Annotated in this window: 15 protein-coding genes; 9 read left to right on the top strand and 6 right to left on the bottom strand. The window is 66.1% G+C overall.

From position 1 onward, the window contains the following. Positions 1 to 55: 55 nt before the first annotated feature. Complete coding sequence (locus A6A04_RS17635) at positions 56 to 2,962, top strand: PAS domain-containing protein (protein WP_068495277.1); 2,907 nt, start codon at positions 56 to 58, stop codon at positions 2,960 to 2,962. Here A6A04_RS17635 and A6A04_RS17640 read toward each other — a convergent pair. After that, positions 2,950 to 4,002: a lysine-2,3-aminomutase-like protein gene (locus A6A04_RS17640; protein ID WP_068495279.1), complete on the bottom strand. Its 1,053-nt coding sequence runs from the start codon at positions 4,000 to 4,002 to the stop codon at positions 2,950 to 2,952. The two genes, A6A04_RS17635 and A6A04_RS17640, sit on opposite strands and share 13 nt — an antisense overlap. Before the next feature lie 122 nt (positions 4,003 to 4,124). On the opposite strand from A6A04_RS17640, the gene A6A04_RS17645 reads away from it, so the two are divergent. The 7 genes from A6A04_RS17645 to A6A04_RS17675 all read left to right on the top strand — a co-directional run bounded on the left by A6A04_RS17645 (position 4,125) and on the right by A6A04_RS17675 (position 10,289). Then, a complete protein-coding gene (locus A6A04_RS17645; protein ID WP_068495281.1) occupies positions 4,125 to 4,364 on the top strand; it encodes a hypothetical protein in 240 nt (79 codons plus the stop codon). Between the two features lie 8 nt (positions 4,365 to 4,372). Then, the gene (locus tag A6A04_RS17650; protein ID WP_068495283.1) at positions 4,373 to 5,602 is read left to right on the top strand and encodes an anion transporter; all 1,230 of its coding nucleotides are present in this window, start codon (positions 4,373 to 4,375) and stop codon (positions 5,600 to 5,602) included. Positions 5,603 to 5,606: 4 nt separating this feature from the next. Then, the gene (locus A6A04_RS17655; protein WP_245651275.1) at positions 5,607 to 6,032 is read left to right on the top strand and encodes a DUF420 domain-containing protein; all 426 of its coding nucleotides are present in this window, start codon (positions 5,607 to 5,609) and stop codon (positions 6,030 to 6,032) included. 36 nt (positions 6,033 to 6,068) lie between these two features. After that, positions 6,069 to 6,920 (top strand): heme o synthase, encoded by an 852-nt coding sequence (cyoE, locus tag A6A04_RS17660; RefSeq protein ID WP_082915030.1) that lies wholly within the window; start codon positions 6,069 to 6,071, stop codon positions 6,918 to 6,920. A gap of 72 nt (positions 6,921 to 6,992) precedes the next feature. Then, positions 6,993 to 8,669, top strand: a complete 1,677-nt coding sequence (locus A6A04_RS17665; RefSeq protein ID WP_245651276.1) for a sensor domain-containing phosphodiesterase — start codon at positions 6,993 to 6,995, stop codon at positions 8,667 to 8,669. A gap of 40 nt (positions 8,670 to 8,709) precedes the next feature. Next, positions 8,710 to 9,627, top strand: coding sequence for a 4-hydroxybenzoate octaprenyltransferase (ubiA, locus tag A6A04_RS17670; protein WP_068495288.1), 918 nt, complete (start codon positions 8,710 to 8,712; stop codon positions 9,625 to 9,627). Next, a complete protein-coding gene (locus A6A04_RS17675; protein ID WP_068495289.1) occupies positions 9,624 to 10,289 on the top strand; it encodes a class I SAM-dependent methyltransferase in 666 nt (221 codons plus the stop codon). Before ubiA ends, A6A04_RS17675 begins: the two co-directional genes overlap by 4 nt. Positions 10,290 to 10,294: 5 nt before the next feature. Here A6A04_RS17675 and pyk read toward each other — a convergent pair whose 3' ends face one another. The 4 genes from pyk to A6A04_RS17695 are packed head-to-tail and all read right to left on the bottom strand — an operon-like array spanning position 10,295 to position 14,585. Further along, the gene (gene pyk / locus A6A04_RS17680; protein WP_068495292.1) at positions 10,295 to 11,713 is read right to left on the bottom strand and encodes a pyruvate kinase; all 1,419 of its coding nucleotides are present in this window, start codon (positions 11,711 to 11,713) and stop codon (positions 10,295 to 10,297) included. A 1-nt stretch (position 11,714) separates the two neighbouring features. After that, positions 11,715 to 12,788 (bottom strand): sulfate adenylyltransferase, encoded by a 1,074-nt coding sequence (gene sat, locus A6A04_RS17685; protein WP_068495294.1) that lies wholly within the window; start codon positions 12,786 to 12,788, stop codon positions 11,715 to 11,717. Position 12,789: 1 nt separating this feature from the next. Continuing rightward, on the bottom strand, positions 12,790 to 13,305 hold the full coding sequence (locus tag A6A04_RS17690) for an adenylyl-sulfate kinase (protein WP_068495296.1): 516 nt from the start codon (positions 13,303 to 13,305) through the stop codon (positions 12,790 to 12,792). Next, entirely contained in the window at positions 13,299 to 14,585 is a 1,287-nt protein-coding gene (locus A6A04_RS17695; RefSeq protein WP_082915031.1) for a CDP-glycerol glycerophosphotransferase family protein, read from the bottom strand. Before A6A04_RS17695 ends, A6A04_RS17690 begins: the two co-directional genes overlap by 7 nt. Before the next feature lie 141 nt (positions 14,586 to 14,726). On the opposite strand from A6A04_RS17695, the gene arfB reads away from it, so the two are divergent. Next, positions 14,727 to 15,152, top strand: coding sequence for an alternative ribosome rescue aminoacyl-tRNA hydrolase ArfB (gene arfB, locus A6A04_RS17700; protein WP_068495300.1), 426 nt, complete (start codon positions 14,727 to 14,729; stop codon positions 15,150 to 15,152). Here arfB and A6A04_RS17705 read toward each other — a convergent pair. After that, the gene (locus A6A04_RS17705) at positions 15,149 to 15,412 is read right to left on the bottom strand and encodes a hypothetical protein (RefSeq protein ID WP_068495302.1); all 264 of its coding nucleotides are present in this window, start codon (positions 15,410 to 15,412) and stop codon (positions 15,149 to 15,151) included. The genes arfB and A6A04_RS17705 overlap by 4 nt on opposite strands. Between the last annotated feature and the right edge of the window lie 2 nt (positions 15,413 to 15,414).

The following is a 15,414-nucleotide window of genomic DNA, read 5'->3' on the forward strand; positions in this document are numbered from 1 at the left end:
TTCAATTCAGCAGCGATCACCCCAGCCGTCCGGCCCACTTCGCCGGGGAACGGGCGTGTTCGTTCTGTTGAACCTGTTCGTGATATCGCTGGTCGGGTTGGTGCTGTTCTGGCATCTGGAGCATGAACGCACCAAGGCGACCCAGACCGCCGCCAGCCTGAGCCATGTGCTGGAACAGAATCTGTCGCGGTTCGTCGACAAGATCGACCTGACCTTGATGGCGGTGGCCGACGAGGTGGAGCGCCAGGAGCGGGCCGGGGGCATCCACCGCCCCACCCTGGAGGCCTTCCTGGCGCGGCATGATTCCCGGTTGCCCGAGGCCCTGGGCCTGCGGGTGGTCAGCGCCAAGGGCATGATCGAATACGCTGTCGGCAATACCACCATCGCCAGCCAGGCCAATATTTCGGATCGCGAGCATTTCACCCGCCATCGCGACGACCCGAAGCTCGGGCTGTTCGTCTCACAGCCCATCATCGGTCGCCTCAATCCCCAGCCCATGCTGATCTTCGCCCGCAAACGAACCGCCCCCGATGGATCGTTCGGCGGCATCGTCCATGTGGCGGTGGCGGTGAGTTCCCTGTCCGCCATGTTCTCCTCCGTCGATGTCGGTCCCGCGGGCAGTGTCGGGCTGTGGAACGACATGCCGCTGCTGCTGGCCCGTCACTCGCTGGTTCCCGGTCCAAGTTCGGGCGTCGCCACGCCCTCGGCCGATCTCCGCCGCCTGGTCGAGACCAGGGCGCCGCCGCAACCCTATACCACCCTATCCGGCGTCGACGGGTTGGAGCGCATCTTCTTCTACCGTCAGGTCGAGCACCACCCGCTGTTCCTGGTGGTCGGCATGGCGTCCTCGGACTATCTGGCGGCATGGCGCCGCGAAGCCACCTATCTTGGAGGCCTGGCCACCCTGTTCCTGCTGGGCTCCATCGCCGCCGCCCTGACCATCCGCCGCTCCGTGGCCGCGTTGATCGCCGCCCGCGCCGACGCGGACTCAGCCCGGCGGCGCAGCGATCTGGTGCTGGCCTCGGTGGGCGACGGCATCTGCGGCGTCGATTCCCATGGCCGCGTCACCTTCGTCAATCAGGCGGCCCGGCGCATGCTGGGCTGGGGCGAGGACGAGGGGCTGGGCCAGGACCTCCACGACGTCACCCACCACCACCATGCCGATGGCACGCCCTATCCCTCGGAACACTGTCCGGTGCGCGAGGTTCTGTCGGGATCGCCCTTGGCACCGCTGGTGCGGCATGTGGGTGACGAGATGTTCTGGCGCAAGGATGGCAGCGGCTTCCCGGTGGAATACACCGCCGCCGCCGTGGTCGAGGATGACCGGGTCATCGGTGCCGTCAACGTCTTCCGCGACATCACCGAGCGCAAGCGCGCCGAGGCCGAGGCGGCCAGGACCCTGGCCACCACCCAGGTGCTGGGCAACTGCCTGCGGCTGTCGCTGGAGGACATCTCGCTGGATCAGGTGCTGGACCTGGCCCTGAAGGAACTGCTGTGGCTGCCCTGGCTGACCCTGGAGAATCGCGGCTGCATCTTTGTCCTGGAGTCCGGCCGCTTGCGCATGGCGGCCCGCCGGAACCTTCCCCAGGAAATCGTGGCGAGCTGCGCCAGCATCGATATCGGCCACTGCCTGTGCGGCAAGGCCGCCGCCTTGCGTGACACCATCCATGCCGCCTGTGTCGACTCCGGGCATCATGTCCGCTACGAGGGCATGCCGGACCACGGCCATTATTGCATCCCCATCATGGCCGGGGGCGAGTTGCTGGGCGTGCTCAACACCTATGTCACTCCGGGCCATCGCCGCGATGAGGAGGAGGAGCGGTTCCTGCGGCTTTACGCCCATACCCTGGCCGGAATCATCAAGCGCAAGCGGGCAGAGGAAAAATTGCGCGCCAGCGAGGAATTGGCCAAGACCCTGGTCAACGCCCCGGCCGACGCCGCCTTGCTCATGGATACGGGGGGAACCATCCTGGCCGCCAACCAGGCACTGGCCAACCGGTTCGGCACCGAGGCCGGTTCCCTGGTCGGCAAGACGCTGTTCGATCTGCTGTCGCCGGAACAGGCCGAGGCACAGCGCCAGTTGCTCCAGAAGATGACAGCCGAGAAGACGCCGCTGCATACCCATGAGGAACTCGACGGCATTTATCTGGATAACCGGATCTATCCCGTCCTTGATCCCGGCGGCAAGGTGGTCCAGGTGGCGGTGTTCTCGCGCGACGTCACCGAACAGCGCGAGGCCGCCCGCGCCATCCAGAAGGGCCTGGAGGATCTGGAACGCTCCAATGCCGAATTGGAACAGTTCGCCTATGTCACCTCCCACGACCTGCGCCAGCCGCTCCGCATGGTCAGCGGCTATCTCGCCCTGATCCAACGCAGGATGGGCGACACCCTGGACCCTGATATCAAGGATTTCATCGGTTTCGCCGTTGGCGGCGCCAAGCGCATGGATGCCCTGATCGTCGACCTGCTGGACTATGCGCGCATCGGCCGCGGCGATATCCCGTTCGAGCCCCTGCCCCTGGCCGATGTCCTGGCCGATGTCCGCGCCAACCTGGACATGGCGGTGCAGGATGCCGGCGGCGAATTGGTGGTCTCTGGCTCACCCTTGGTGGTTGCCGGAGACCGCAGCGAATTGTCGCGACTGTTCCAGAACCTGATCGGCAACGCCCTGAAATACCGCTCGCCCGAGCGGGCACCCCGGGTGGAGGTCTCCTGGACGCAGGAGGGAGATCGGGCGGAGGTGGCGGTGGCCGACAACGGCATGGGCATCGCCGCCGAGGATTACGATCGCGCCTTCGGCATCTTCAAGCGTCTGGTGACCGGGGATCAGGTGGAAGGCACCGGCATCGGCCTCGCCATCTGCAAGAAGATCGTCGAACGCCATGGCGGCCGCATCTGGATCGAGTCGGAACCCGGCGTCGGAACCACCTTCCGCTTCACCCTGCCGCTTCATTCGGAATAGGAATGGCCGGTGCCCCAGGGGTCGACGACCGTCGCCTCGGCACCGTTCCAGTAGACCGGCCCCACCGGCACCTTGCCCGCGCCGCCGGGAATGTCGAGCACATAGGTGGGCTGGGCGATCCCCGACAGCCGCCCGCGCAAGGCCCGAACCAGCGCCTGGCCCTCGGCGATGGTCGGTCGGAAATGGCGGGTGCCCGGCGCCAGATCGGGATGATGCAGGTAATAGGGCCGCACCCGGTGGCGCACCAGGGCCCGCATCAGCGCCTCCAGCACCTCGACCCGGTCATTGACGCCTTTCAGCAGCACCGTCTGTGACAGTAGCGGCACCCCGGCATCGGCCAGCCGGGCCAGGGCGGCCCGCGCCTCGTCCCCCAACTCGCGCGGATGGTTGACATGAACCGCCAGCCATACCGCAGGCCCGCCGGGCACTGATCGCAGCGCCCCCACCAGGGACTCGCCCACCCGGCCGGGATCGGCCACCGGAATCCGCGAATGAAAGCGGATGGTGTCGAGATGGGGAATGGCGGCCAGCCGACCGACCAACGCGGCGATGCGCCCAGGCGGCAGCATCAGAGGATCGCCGCCGGTGACGATGACCTCGCGCAGTTCGGTGTGCTCCGCCACATAGGCAAGGGCGGCTTCCATCTCATCAGGCCCCAGCGTGCCGTCGGCATCGCCGACCCGGGCCCGGCGGAAGCAGAACCGGCAATAGACCGGACACACCAAGAGCGGCGTCAGCAGCACCCGATCGGGATAGCGATGCACCACGCCGGGAACCGGAGAGTGGGGCGCGTCACCGATGGGATCGGGCCGCTCTTCCGGCGTCGTTTCCAACTCGGCTCCCGAGGGAAGAAACTGGCGGGCGATGGGATCATCGGCGTCGGCGGGGTCCATCAGCGCCGCCAGGGTGGGCGTTATCGCCACCGCATAGGCCTGTCCCACCCGCTCGGCCATGGCGGCGGCGGCAGGGGGCAACAAACCCGCCGCCACCAGATCGGCGGCGGAGCGCAGGGTGCCGGACTTGCGAGGATGTATCGCCATGGCTGCTGCCCATACCATTCCTTCCAGCCCGGCGCGAAGGGAAAGTTGCGTTCCTTACCGCGAAGTCACTTGCGGCCCGGGGCCGGGCGAGCTATCTCCTCCGCGCTTGGGAGGACCATACGATGACCTGGGAAACAGGCAACGTCACGCGAACCGAAATCAACCGTCTGGCGGCGCAGATCGCCGCCGGGATGGAGGGGGGCATACCAGACGACGAGTTGATGCGTCGTTGCGTCGGCATGGCGCTGTCCCAGGACCTGAGCGACGACGAACTGGCCCAGTTGGTCCGCGAGGTCGACGCCCACACCCGGCGCCACTCACCCAACAACTCCCCTTGCCGAGGATCGGTCCAGGCGCCATAACGGAAGGCATGGACAGTTTCGTCATCGCCGTCTTCCTGCTGACCTATCTTGGCATGGCCTTTGGCAGTGTCAGGGGCCTGAAACTCGACCGCACCGGCATCGCCTTGCTGGGCGTGGTGGTGCTGCTCGCCTCGGGCAAGGTGAGCGTCAAGGCCATGGGCAGTTCGGTGGACATTCCCACCCTGCTGCTGCTGTTCGCCCTGATGATCATCTCGGCCCAGTTCCAGCTGGCGGGGGTCTATGGCACCTTGGCCGCGAGGGTATCGGCGGCGCCGGGATCGTCGCGACGCCTGCTGGCCCAGGTGATCCTGGCTGCCGGGGGATTGTCGGCGGTGCTGGCCAATGACGTGGTCTGCTTCGCCATGACGCCCATCGTGGTCGAGGGCATCCGCCGCCGGGGCCTCGACCCCCGCCCCTATCTGCTGGGTCTGGTGGGCGCCGCCAATGCCGGCAGCGCCGCCACCCTGATCGGCAATCCCCAGAACATCCTGATCGGCCAGGTGGGTGGCCTCGATTTCTGGAATTTCCTGGCCGCCTGTGCCGTTCCCGCCATCCTGTCGCTGGGGATCGTCCATGTCACCCTGTGCCTGATCTGGCGCAAGGAGCTGGATGCCGAGCCCGGCCCGCTCGTCGACGAGAATCCCCCCCATCTCAACCAGTGGCAGGCGCTGAAGGGTATCGGGGCCCTGGCCATGCTGGCCCTGCTGTTCACCGCGCCGCTGCCCCGCGAGGTTGGCGCCATGGTCATCGCCGGACTGCTGCTGGCCAGCCGCAAGATGTCGTCGCGCGAGATGATCAGCATGGTGGACTGGCACCTGCTGCTGCTGTTCGCCTGCCTGTTCATGATCACCGGCGCCTTCGCCGATACCGATCTGGCGCGGCGCTGGATGGAAGCCCTGTCCGAGCGCGGCCTGTTCCCCGAGACATTGGGGGTGATGGTGCCACTGGCGCTCGCCGCCTCCAACACCATCGGCAATGTTCCCGCCGTGATGCTGATCCTGGCGGTATGGCATACCCCGGATCCCGGCGCCCTGACCGGGCTGGCCCTGCTGTCCACCCTGGCCGGAAACTTCCTGCTGGTGGGCAGCATGGCCAATATCATCGTCGCGGAACGGGCCCAGGCGGTCGGCACCCGCTTGTCGTTCGGCGACTTCGCCCGCGCGGGCATCCCCATGACCCTGGCCAGCATGGCCGTGGCGGTTCTGTGGCTGCGCCTGGGCGGCTGGATGGGGTGGTAGCGCCATGATGACCACCGCCAATACCCTGCCCCATGTCAACGCCGCCCTCAACGCCGTGGCGCTGGTGTTCCTGCTGGCCGCCTATGCCTTCATCCGCAAGGGCCGCCGCGACCTGCACATGCGGGCCATGCTGGCGGCGGTGGCGACCTCGGCCCTGTTCCTGGTTTTTTACCTTTGGTACCACTTCACCGCGCCGATCTTCGTCTTTCGAGGATCGGGGATTGTCAGGCCCATCTATTACGCACTGCTGATCAGCCATGTTCTTCTGGCGGCCGTGGTCACCCCCATGATCGGGATGACCATGATCAAGGCGGCCCGGCAAAACTTCACCGAACATAAGCGGCTGGCACGATGGACTTGGCCGGTGTGGGTTTACGTATCTGTGACCGGCATCGTCGTGTATCTTATGCTATATGTAATTTACATATAATCCCCGGCCGCACCGGGGACGGTTGCGGAGGCGGACGTGACATTCAAGCAATTCATCGAACTGTTGAAGCCGCGCATCGCACTGATGATCGCGCTGACCGCCGTCACCGGCTATGGCGCGGTGGTGGACAAGGTCGACCTGGGCGCCTTGCTGCTGCTGACCCTGGCCATGGTGCTGGGTTCGGCCGCCTCGGCCGTCTTCAACCATGTCTGGGACCGCGATATCGACCGTCTGATGCGCCGGACCTCCAAGCGCCCCATGGCCACCGGTGCCGGAACTCCGGCGCTGGGCTTCGCCCTGGCCGCCATCTTGATGGTCGCTGGCCTGACCGTCGCCCACAGCGCCTTCAACTGGGTCGTGGCGCTGCACCTGTTCCTGGGCGGCTTCGTCTATGTGGCGGTCTATACCGTCTGGCTGAAGCGCCGCCACTGGACCAACATCATCCTGGGCGGCGCGGCGGGCAGCTTCGCCATCCTGGCGGGGGCGGCGGTGGTCAACCAGACCGACTGGCTGCTGCCCATGGTTCTGGCCCTGGTGCTGTTCCTGTGGACCCCCAGCCATTTCTGGGCGCTGGCCATCCTGCTGAAGGAAGACTATCGCCAGGCGGGTGTGCCCATGCTGCCGGTGGTGGTGGGAGACCAGCGCACCGCCTGGTGGATCCTGGCCAACAGCCTGGCCCTGGTGGGGTCGTCGCTGCTACCCTGGTCCCTGGGTCTGCTGGGGCCGGTCTATGGCTTCACCGCCGCCGCCACGGGACTGGTGCTGCTGGGTTTCAACATCCGGCTGGTGATGACCCCCACCCGATTCTGGGCGGGATGGAACTTCGCCGCCTCCATGCCCTATCTGCTGGTGTTGTTCATCGGTGTCTTCCTGGATAAGCACTGGTAATGCCATTGGCCCACTTGCGGCCATCCTGCCTATCACCTAGGCTGTAAGTCTGGCTGCATCTTGGGAATGGGCATGGCCGCTGAAAAGGACGATCTGGGACGGTCCAGCGATGTCTACGTGGCGTTCGCCTTCGCCGCTGCCGATGTGTTGCTGGAAACCGATGCCGAGGGCAACACGGCTTTCGCCGTGGGCGCCGCCATGGCGCTGCTGGGCCGAGGCGCCAAGGCGCTGACTGGCCAACCGCTCAGGAAGATCATCCACCCCTCCGACCAGGACCTTCTCGCCCAGTCCCTTATCCAAATGGGTAAGGGAGAACGCGTCCGCAACGTCATGATCCGGGTGCTGCTGCCCGCCGAGGGCAAGGCGGCGGCCGTCGCCCTGTCGGGCTATCGCCATCCCGGCAATACCGAACGGCTGCTGGTGGCGCTGAGCCATCCCGGCGGGCTGCCGCCCATGATCAGCAAGCGGGCCGAGGGCAAGTCCGGAGTGCTGGACAAGGACAGCTTCCAGGCCATGGCCGCCTCGCTGCTGGAAGCCGCGCCGCCGGACGAGCCCTACCAGTTGACCTTGGTCGAGTTGCCGGACGCCCAGGCCGACGCCGAAACCCAGGCCGCCCTGGCCGCTGAACTGGGCTCCCGGCTGAAATCATTGTCAGTAGGCGGCGACGCGGTCGGCCAGTTGGACGACGGCAAGTTCGGCGTCCTGCATGCCGCCTCGGTGTCGCCCGACAAGATCAGCCAGTCGGTCACCCAGGCCGCCAAGGTGGTGATGCCCGACGCGCCGCCCATGGAGGCCAAGCTGGCCACCCTGGTGCTGGACGTTGCCGACATCCCGCCCGAGGAAGCCGCCCGGGCCCTGACCTATACCCTGAACGCCTTCGCCCGCGAATCCAACAATGGCGGCAATCTGGCCGACCTGATGAAGGATTTGCAGCCGCGCCTGTCGGCCACGGTCAAGCAGATGAACGATGTGCGCCAGACCGTGGCGTCGGGCGACTTCAACCTGATGTACCAGCCCATCGTCGATCTGTGGACCAATGTGGTCCACCATTTCGAATGCCTGGTGCGCTTCAAGGGCAACGACAACAAGTCGCCCTACGAGACCGTTGCCTTCGCCGAGGATGTGGGCATGGCGGGCATGCTGGACATGGCCCTGCTGGAACGCGCCATCGGCACAATGCGCTCATCCGTCGCCAATACCGAGTCCCTGCGCTTCGCCGTCAACCTGTCGGGGCGCACCTTGTCGGACCCGGCGGTGGTCAAGAAACTGCAGGCCATCCTGGCCACCACCAAGGACCTGCGGAAGCGTCTGGTATTCGAGATGACGGAATCCGCCGATGTGGGCGATCTCGCCGCCGTCAACGATGTGATCCAGGCTATCCGCAAGCAAGGCCACGAGGTCTGTCTCGACGATTTCGGCGCCGGTCACGCCGCCTTCCATTATCTGCGCGCCCTCAAGGTGGACAACGTCAAGATCGACGGCAGCTACATCAAGGACGCCATGAAGAACAACGAGAACGTCTCGTTCATCAAGGCCATCGTCCAGTTGTGCACCGAACTCGGCGTCACCACCACCGCCGAATACGTGGAAGATGCCGAGACCGCCAATCTGCTGAAGCTGCTGAAGGTGCGCTTTGGCCAGGGCTGGTATTTCGGCAAACCGCAGCACCCGGCCACCAACGACATCGTCACCGCCTGGAAGACTCCCACCCTGGAATGGCGCAAGGGACTCTTGTATTTCAAGGGATAGGCCCCTTTCCTCGGGCCGACCTTTCGGCTAAGCATAGTCCATGTCCACCGCCCAGACCCTGAAGGGCGACATCCCGGTCGGCAACTGGATCGACCGCCTTGTCCCCGCCCCCTTGCGCCCCTATCTGCGGTTGATGCGGCTTGACCGGCCCATCGGCACATGGCTGCTGCTGTTCCCCTGCTGGTGGAGCGCCGCCCTGGCCGCCCCCGGCCTGCCCGACCCCTGGCTGCTGGCCCTGTTCGGCCTCGGCGCGGTGGTGATGCGCGGCGCCGGATGCACCTTCAACGACTGGGCCGACCGCGATTTCGACGGCCGCGTCGCCCGCACCGCGTCGCGGCCGATCCCATCGGGCGCCGTCAGCCCGCGCCAGGCCCTGGCCTTTCTCGGCCTGCAATTGCTGATCGGGCTGGGGGTGCTGCTCCAGTTGAACCCCTTCGCCATCGCGGTGGGGGTGGCCTCGCTGCTGCTGGTCTTCCCCTATCCCTTCATGAAGCGCATCACCCACTGGCCCCAGGCCTGGCTGGGCCTGACCTTCAATTGGGGCGCCTTGCTGGGCTGGGCGGCGGTGCGGGGTGATCTCGACCTGCCCGCCTTGCTGCTTTACGCCGCCGGGCCGTTCTGGACGCTGGGCTACGACACCATCTACGCCCATCAGGACAAGGAGGACGACGCCCTGATCGGGGTCAAGTCCACCGCCCTGGCCCTGGGCGACGCCACGCCGAAATGGCTGTGGCTGTTCTATGGCGCCGCCCTGGCGCTGATGGCCTCGGCAGGGGCGAGCGCCGGGCTGGGCTGGGCCTTCTGGCCCGGCATGGCCCTGGCCGGGGCGCATCTGGTCTGGCAGATCGTCCGGGTCGACATCCACGATGCCGCCGACTGCCTCGCCAAGTTCAAGTCCAACCGTCATTTCGGCTGGCTGGTGCTGGCCGCCATCATCGCTGGAAGGCTGAGCGCATGACCCCGGTTTCCGCCTGTTTCGAGACCGCGCGGGCCTTCATCGAGGCCAATACCGAGATCGACAGCCCGCCCGCCTGTCCCGAGATCAAGCTGTGGACCGCCACCGAGGTCACCCCCCTGTGGGAAGCCACCGAGGAGGCGCTGCTCCGCGTCAACCTGCCGCCGCCCTATTGGGCGTTCTGTTGGGCGGGCGGCCAGGCCCTGACCCGCTGGCTGCTGGACAATCCCGAACTGGTGGCGGGCAAGACGGTGCTGGATTTCGCCGCCGGATCAGGGGTCAGCGCCATCGGCGCCGCCCTCAGGGGCGCCGCCAAGGTGGAAGCCGCCGAAATCGACCACATGGCCTGTCATGCCATCCGCCTGAATGCCGAACTGAACGGTGTCGCGGTCGAGGTGCTGGCCGACGACGTGGTCGGCGCGCCCTGCCGCTGGGACGTGGTGGTGGCGGGTGATGTCTGCTACGAGGCGCCCATGACCGCCCATATCTGGCCCTGGCTGGTGCGCCTGGCCGCCGAGGGCGCCACGGTGGTGATGGCCGATCCCGGCCGCGCCTATCTGCCCAGGACCGGCCTGCTGCGGATCGCGAGCTATACCGTCTGCACCAGCCTGGACCTGGAGGACCGGACCCGGCGCCATGTGGACGTCTTCAAGATCGTGGGATAGCTCCCCTACTCCCAACCCAACGATTCCCGCAAATCGCTCATCAGGTGGGTCTGGATCAGGTTCATGCGATTGCCCGAGCGGGGATAGGTGACGGCGGTCACCACCACCAGATCCTCGTCCACCAGTCGGCCCTGGCGCCACAACGCCTCCAGGCACTTGGCCACATGGTCGGTGCCGGTCTTCTGGAACGGGATGTCCAGGTATACCCCCTCCACCCCCGCATACAGGGCGAAGCAGCGCGCTGCCCGGGCATCGTCGCTGACCGCGATGATGGGCTGGTCGAGACCCTGCATGCTGAGCTGGCGGGCGGCGAAGCCCGAGCGGGTCACCGCGACGATCTTGGTCACCGGCAGCGAGCGGCAGATCAGGGCGATGGCCTGCTGGATGGCTTGGGGCACCCGCTCGGCCTTGGCCCTGGGTGGAACATGGCCGTCCACCAGAAAGCCCTCGGCGGCGGAGCAGACCCGGCGCATGGTACGCACCGCCTCGTCGGGATAGCGGCCGATGGCGGTCTCGCCCGACAGCATAACGGCGGCCGCCCCATCCAGCACCGCATTGGTGATGTCGGCGATCTCGGCCTTCACCGGCATGGGATTCTCGGCCATGGAATGCATCATCTCGGTGGCGACGATGGTGGGCTTGCCCATGCGCTTGCCCGCTGCGATGATCTTCTTTTGCAGCAGGGCGATCTCTTCCAGGTTGACCTCGATGGACAGATCGCCGCGATCGATCATCAAGCCGTCGGCCACAATGGCGATATCGTCCAGATCGGCCAGGGCGGCACGGGTTTCCACCTTGGCCACCAGCCGGGGGAAGACGCTGCCGACCTTGGCGCGGACCTGGGCCACGTCGCCCGCCGATTCCACGAAGGACAAGCCCAGGAAATCCACGCCGGTTTCCGCCGCCAGCGCCACCAGATCAAGGTCGTGGGCGCGCAGCGGCGCCGCCCCCAGGGTGACGCCGGGAATGTTGATGCCCTTGCGGTCCCCCATGATTCCGGCGGTTTCCGCCCGGCAGACGATGTCCGATCCCTCGATCGCCTCGACCTTGAAGCGGAACAGGCCGTCATTGCCCATGATCATGCCGCCGACCTGGACCTGTTCGGTCAGCTTGGGATGATCCACCGGGATGCGGCCCTCGGCGGGCTTGGCCCGGTCGGTGGTGAACACCACCCGATCGCCAACCGCGAAGGTCAGCGGCGTCTTGACGTCCACGGTGCGCACCTTGCGTCCGGGCAGGTCCAGCAGGATCGCCACCTGGGGCACCGCCTTGCGGATCAGGGCGATGGTGGCCCGGTGCCAGTCCAGCGTCGCCTGGGCGCCATTGAGCCGGGCGATGGTCATGCCCGCCTCGGCCAGACGCTTCAGCGCCTCTTCCGAGCAGGTGGCGGGGCCGATGGTGGCGACGATGCGGGTACGGTTCATGCTATTCGCTCTTCTCGAACAAAGGGACATCGGCCAGCGCCTTCAGGATGGCGGGGCGGACGAAATGGGCATCGGGGGTTTCGCCCCCCAGCAACATGGCGCGGAAGCGGGTGCCCGACAGGTCGCTGATGGCATCGGGATGGCTGTCCACATGGGCGCAACTGCGCTCGGTGACGATACCGTCGCAGATGGCGCAGTGGAAGGGACCGGCCAGCCGCAGCACGGTGATGCCCAGTTCGCCATCGAAGCGGGCCACCATCTCGTGGGCCTCGTACTTGCCGTAATAGCTGCCCACCCCGGCATGGTCGCGCCCGACGATGAAATGGGTGCAGCCGTAATTGCGGCGGATGATGGCGTGGAACACCGCTTCGCGCGGGCCGGCATAGCGCATGGAGGTGGACAGCACGCCCAGCACCACCCGCTCGGGCGGCAGGAAGCCGCCGATCAGGGTACGATATCCGGCGATGATGGCGGCCGGGGTGTAGTCGCCCGCCTTCTTGCGGCCGATCAGCGGCTGGACGAACAAGCCATCGGTGACCTCGAGCCCCAGGCGCAGCAGGTATTCGTGCGCGCGATGGGGAACATTGCGGGTCTGGAACCCCACCACCGTGGTCCAGCCGCGCCGGGCGAATTCCGCCCGCGACTGTTCCGGCGTCAGCTCGTAGTCGGAAATATCCAGCCGCGCCCGCTTCAGCAGCCGCACCGGCCCGCCCACGAACACCTCGCCATCGGACAGGAACTGGGCCACGCCGGGATGATCGGCATCGGTGGTGCCGAACAGTTTGGCCGCGTCGCGAGGCCGGTCGCGACGGAACCAGCTTTCCGGCACAAGTTCGCCCACCGGCTCGCCCTGATAGGTCAAGGCGACGCGGGGCAGCCCCCGGATCGCCTCGGCCCGGTCGGCATCCAGCGACAGGAACACCGGCAGCGGAAAGGGCTGGCCATCTGGCAGCCGCATGCGGTTCACCACCGATTCGAACTGATCCTCGGTCATGAAGCCGGTCAGCGGTGCGAAAGCGCCCAGGCCCAGCTTCTCCATCTCGAGATACTGGTCGCGGTTAAGGGCGATCTCCATCTCAGGCGGCCCCCGCCAGACGGGGAACGAAGGCGATCAGCCGGTCGGCCAGGCTGTCCGGCGTGCCCGAGGCGGCATCCAGCACCAGATCGGGCGAAACCGGCGCCCGCCAGGGAATATCGAGGCCGACCACATCGCGGGTCTGGCCCGCATCATAGCGGCTATACAGGCCACGAGGATCGCGGCTGCGGGCGGTGTCCACCGATGCCTCCAGATAGACTTCCACATAATCACTGAAATTGGCCCGGTTCCAGGCCAACAGATCGGGATGGGCGTAAAGCGCCGCCACCAGCACCACTAGGCCCTGGGCGTCGAGCATGGCGGCCAGGGACTGGATGCGCTTGATCTGCACCACCCGGTCGGCCTCGCCATGGCCGAGATCGCCGCCGAACAGGGCGCGGACCTGATCGCCGTCCACGCTCACCAGTTCCGGCAATCGCGGCTTCAGCCGCCCGAATACGGTCTGGCACAAGGTGGTCTTGCCCACCGCCGACAGGCCGGTCACCCAGATCACCATGTGGGGCCGCCTTGGTTGGGGTCGAACAGGAACGCCCCCGGCAGGATTTCCTTGCGCAGCACCGTCGGCAGCAGATCGAGGAAGCGATCCTCGGAAGCCCCCAGATTGTAGATGGTCTGGCGGCATAATTCGGCGGCATGGGCCTGGAATGCCGGGTCCATCGCGGCCCGGACCCTGGTCGGCAGGTCCTCGAGGCATTCCGCCACCAGGCCGACCCGATCCCGGAGTTGGAAATAGGTCACGTCCGGATTGGCGGCCCGTGCGGCGGCATCGTTGGGGGAGAAGAACACCACCGGGCGACCGGTGGTGAAGGCGAAGGTGAAGGCGGTTCCCGACATATCGGTCACCAGCATTCGGGCGCGACCATAGGTGGTCATATAGTCGGAGGTAATGGCATCGACCTCGCAGCCGGGTAAGTCGGCCACCTCTTGCATCAAGGCAGCCACGGCGGGATTGGTGTGGGAATTAGGATGCGGCCGGAAGATGACGGTGTGATCGGGAAATGACTGCCGCAGAGTGTCGATGATTCCACGCCCCCACCGCGCGACAGAAGCATATTCCTGCCACGATTCCAGGGTCATGGTGGGAGCGTAGACCAGGGTCTTCTCCTCGCGGGCAACGGCGGCGAAAGCCCGGCGGTTGGCATCCAGCCGGGGATAGCCCATAGGAACCAGCTGAACCGGCTTCAGCGGCGCCACGCCAGCCTGATCGAACATGGTGAACACCCGCTTGGTGGCCGCCATGGAAGGCTCCGAAGGAACGAACACGTAGTCCATGGTCCGGACCAGTTCCAGGAAGTCCCTGGGATCGCCCAACGGGGAATCGAACACATCGTGCAGCATGATCACACGGGGTATCGGCCTGTCCGGCAGATCGGCGCACAGGGTGGTAATCACCACCGCATCAAGAAAATCAAGCTGGTGCATCATGCCCAGCCCCGCGAAATAGGCGTTGTCGGCCTGCTCGAAAGCATCGTCGGCAATCTGACCGTAAAGCCGGAAGACAGTGTACCCCGCCGCTTCGAGCCGCTCGGACAGTGTGCCGAAATGCTTGCGGAACGCCTTGAGCGGCGCATAGAGGCCGATGGTCGGCCGGGCGGGATCGACACGGGCCCGCATAGTGTCGATCTGGGCCTGGAACAGCGCGCGACCAAAATGGGCCGCGAGTTGCTCATCATCGAATCCGCTGTACCACGGGGTCTTTTCGATGAAGGCGATCAAGCTCTCCTCATCCGGCACCACCCGGCACATGATCGCCATATGGTCCGGAGAAGAATCCATCAAGAGGGTCAAGGCGCGGGCTACGCGCTCCAAGTCCTGCAAAGTCTTCTCCACTCACCGCCCTGAGATCGCTCCGAGTGTGTCTTACCATGGTTAAGGAACGCTTACGCCGTCCCATGGCCTCCATGCTATATAGCCCGCATGATCGAGATCACCCACCATATCAGCATCGACGAGAAGGAAATCGAGGAAAGCTTCATCCGCGCCTCGGGTCCCGGCGGGCAGAACGTCAACAAGCTGTCCACCGCCGTGCAGCTCCGCTTTGACGCGCGGCGCTCACCATCGCTGCCCAATGAGGTGAGCATCCGCCTGCAAAAGCTGGCGGGGAGCCGCCTGACCCTGGACGGGATCATCGTCATCACCGCCCAGACCCACCGCAGCCAGGAGCGCAACCGCGCCGAGGCCCTGGCCAAGCTGGTGGAGATGATCCGGGAAGCCGCTAAGCCGCCTCCCCCTAAGCGCAAGCCGACCAAGCCCACCAAGGGCTCGCAACAGCGTCGGCTGGAGAGCAAGGGCAAGCGCTCGGAAATCAAGAGCGGCCGATCGGGGCGAATCGAGAGGGATTAGCCTTTCTTCGCCCGGCCACGGGTGAAGCCGTCGATCATGACGATCACCACCCCCAGCAGCGCCAGCATGGGCACCAACAGGCTGAAGAAGCTCATGACCGAGGTGGCGATGACCATAGCGGCGGGAAGGGCCAGGGCGGGATCGTCGCCCACCTGTGCCAGACGGCCCGAGACGATGGAATAAGCCCCTATCGCCGAGGCGACGCAGCTGATCACGGTGCCGATGGCGAACCAGGTCCAGGCCGGTGACAGGGTCTTCATGC

The sequence above is a fragment of the Paramagnetospirillum marisnigri genome, assembly GCF_001650715.1.
GTDB lineage: Bacteria > Pseudomonadota > Alphaproteobacteria > Rhodospirillales > Magnetospirillaceae > Phaeospirillum > Phaeospirillum marisnigri.

Bases quoted from the DNA above. Each gene is read 5' to 3' on its own strand.
- A6A04_RS17690 (WP_068495296.1), bottom strand. From the start codon at position 13,305: ATGGTGATCTGGGTGACCGGCCTGTCGGCGGTGGGCAAGACCACCTTG.
- A6A04_RS17665 (WP_245651276.1), top strand. From the start codon at position 6,993: ATGGCCGCTGAAAAGGACGATCTGGGACGGTCCAGCGATGTCTACGTG.
- A6A04_RS17705 (WP_068495302.1), bottom strand. From the start codon at position 15,412: ATGAAGACCCTGTCACCGGCCTGGACCTGGTTCGCCATCGGCACCGTG.
- A6A04_RS17650 (WP_068495283.1), top strand. From the start codon at position 4,373: ATGGACAGTTTCGTCATCGCCGTCTTCCTGCTGACCTATCTTGGCATG.
- A6A04_RS17640 (WP_068495279.1), bottom strand. From the start codon at position 4,002: ATGGCGATACATCCTCGCAAGTCCGGCACCCTGCGCTCCGCCGCCGAT.
- ubiA (WP_068495288.1), top strand. From the start codon at position 8,710: ATGTCCACCGCCCAGACCCTGAAGGGCGACATCCCGGTCGGCAACTGG.
- A6A04_RS17645 (WP_068495281.1), top strand. From the start codon at position 4,125: ATGACCTGGGAAACAGGCAACGTCACGCGAACCGAAATCAACCGTCTG.
- pyk (WP_068495292.1), bottom strand. From the start codon at position 11,713: ATGAACCGTACCCGCATCGTCGCCACCATCGGCCCCGCCACCTGCTCG.
- sat (WP_068495294.1), bottom strand. From the start codon at position 12,788: ATGGAGATCGCCCTTAACCGCGACCAGTATCTCGAGATGGAGAAGCTG.
- A6A04_RS17675 (WP_068495289.1), top strand. From the start codon at position 9,624: ATGACCCCGGTTTCCGCCTGTTTCGAGACCGCGCGGGCCTTCATCGAG.
- A6A04_RS17695 (WP_082915031.1), bottom strand. From the start codon at position 14,585: ATGGATTCTTCTCCGGACCATATGGCGATCATGTGCCGGGTGGTGCCG.
- arfB (WP_068495300.1), top strand. From the start codon at position 14,727: ATGATCGAGATCACCCACCATATCAGCATCGACGAGAAGGAAATCGAG.
- A6A04_RS17655 (WP_245651275.1), top strand. From the start codon at position 5,607: ATGATGACCACCGCCAATACCCTGCCCCATGTCAACGCCGCCCTCAAC.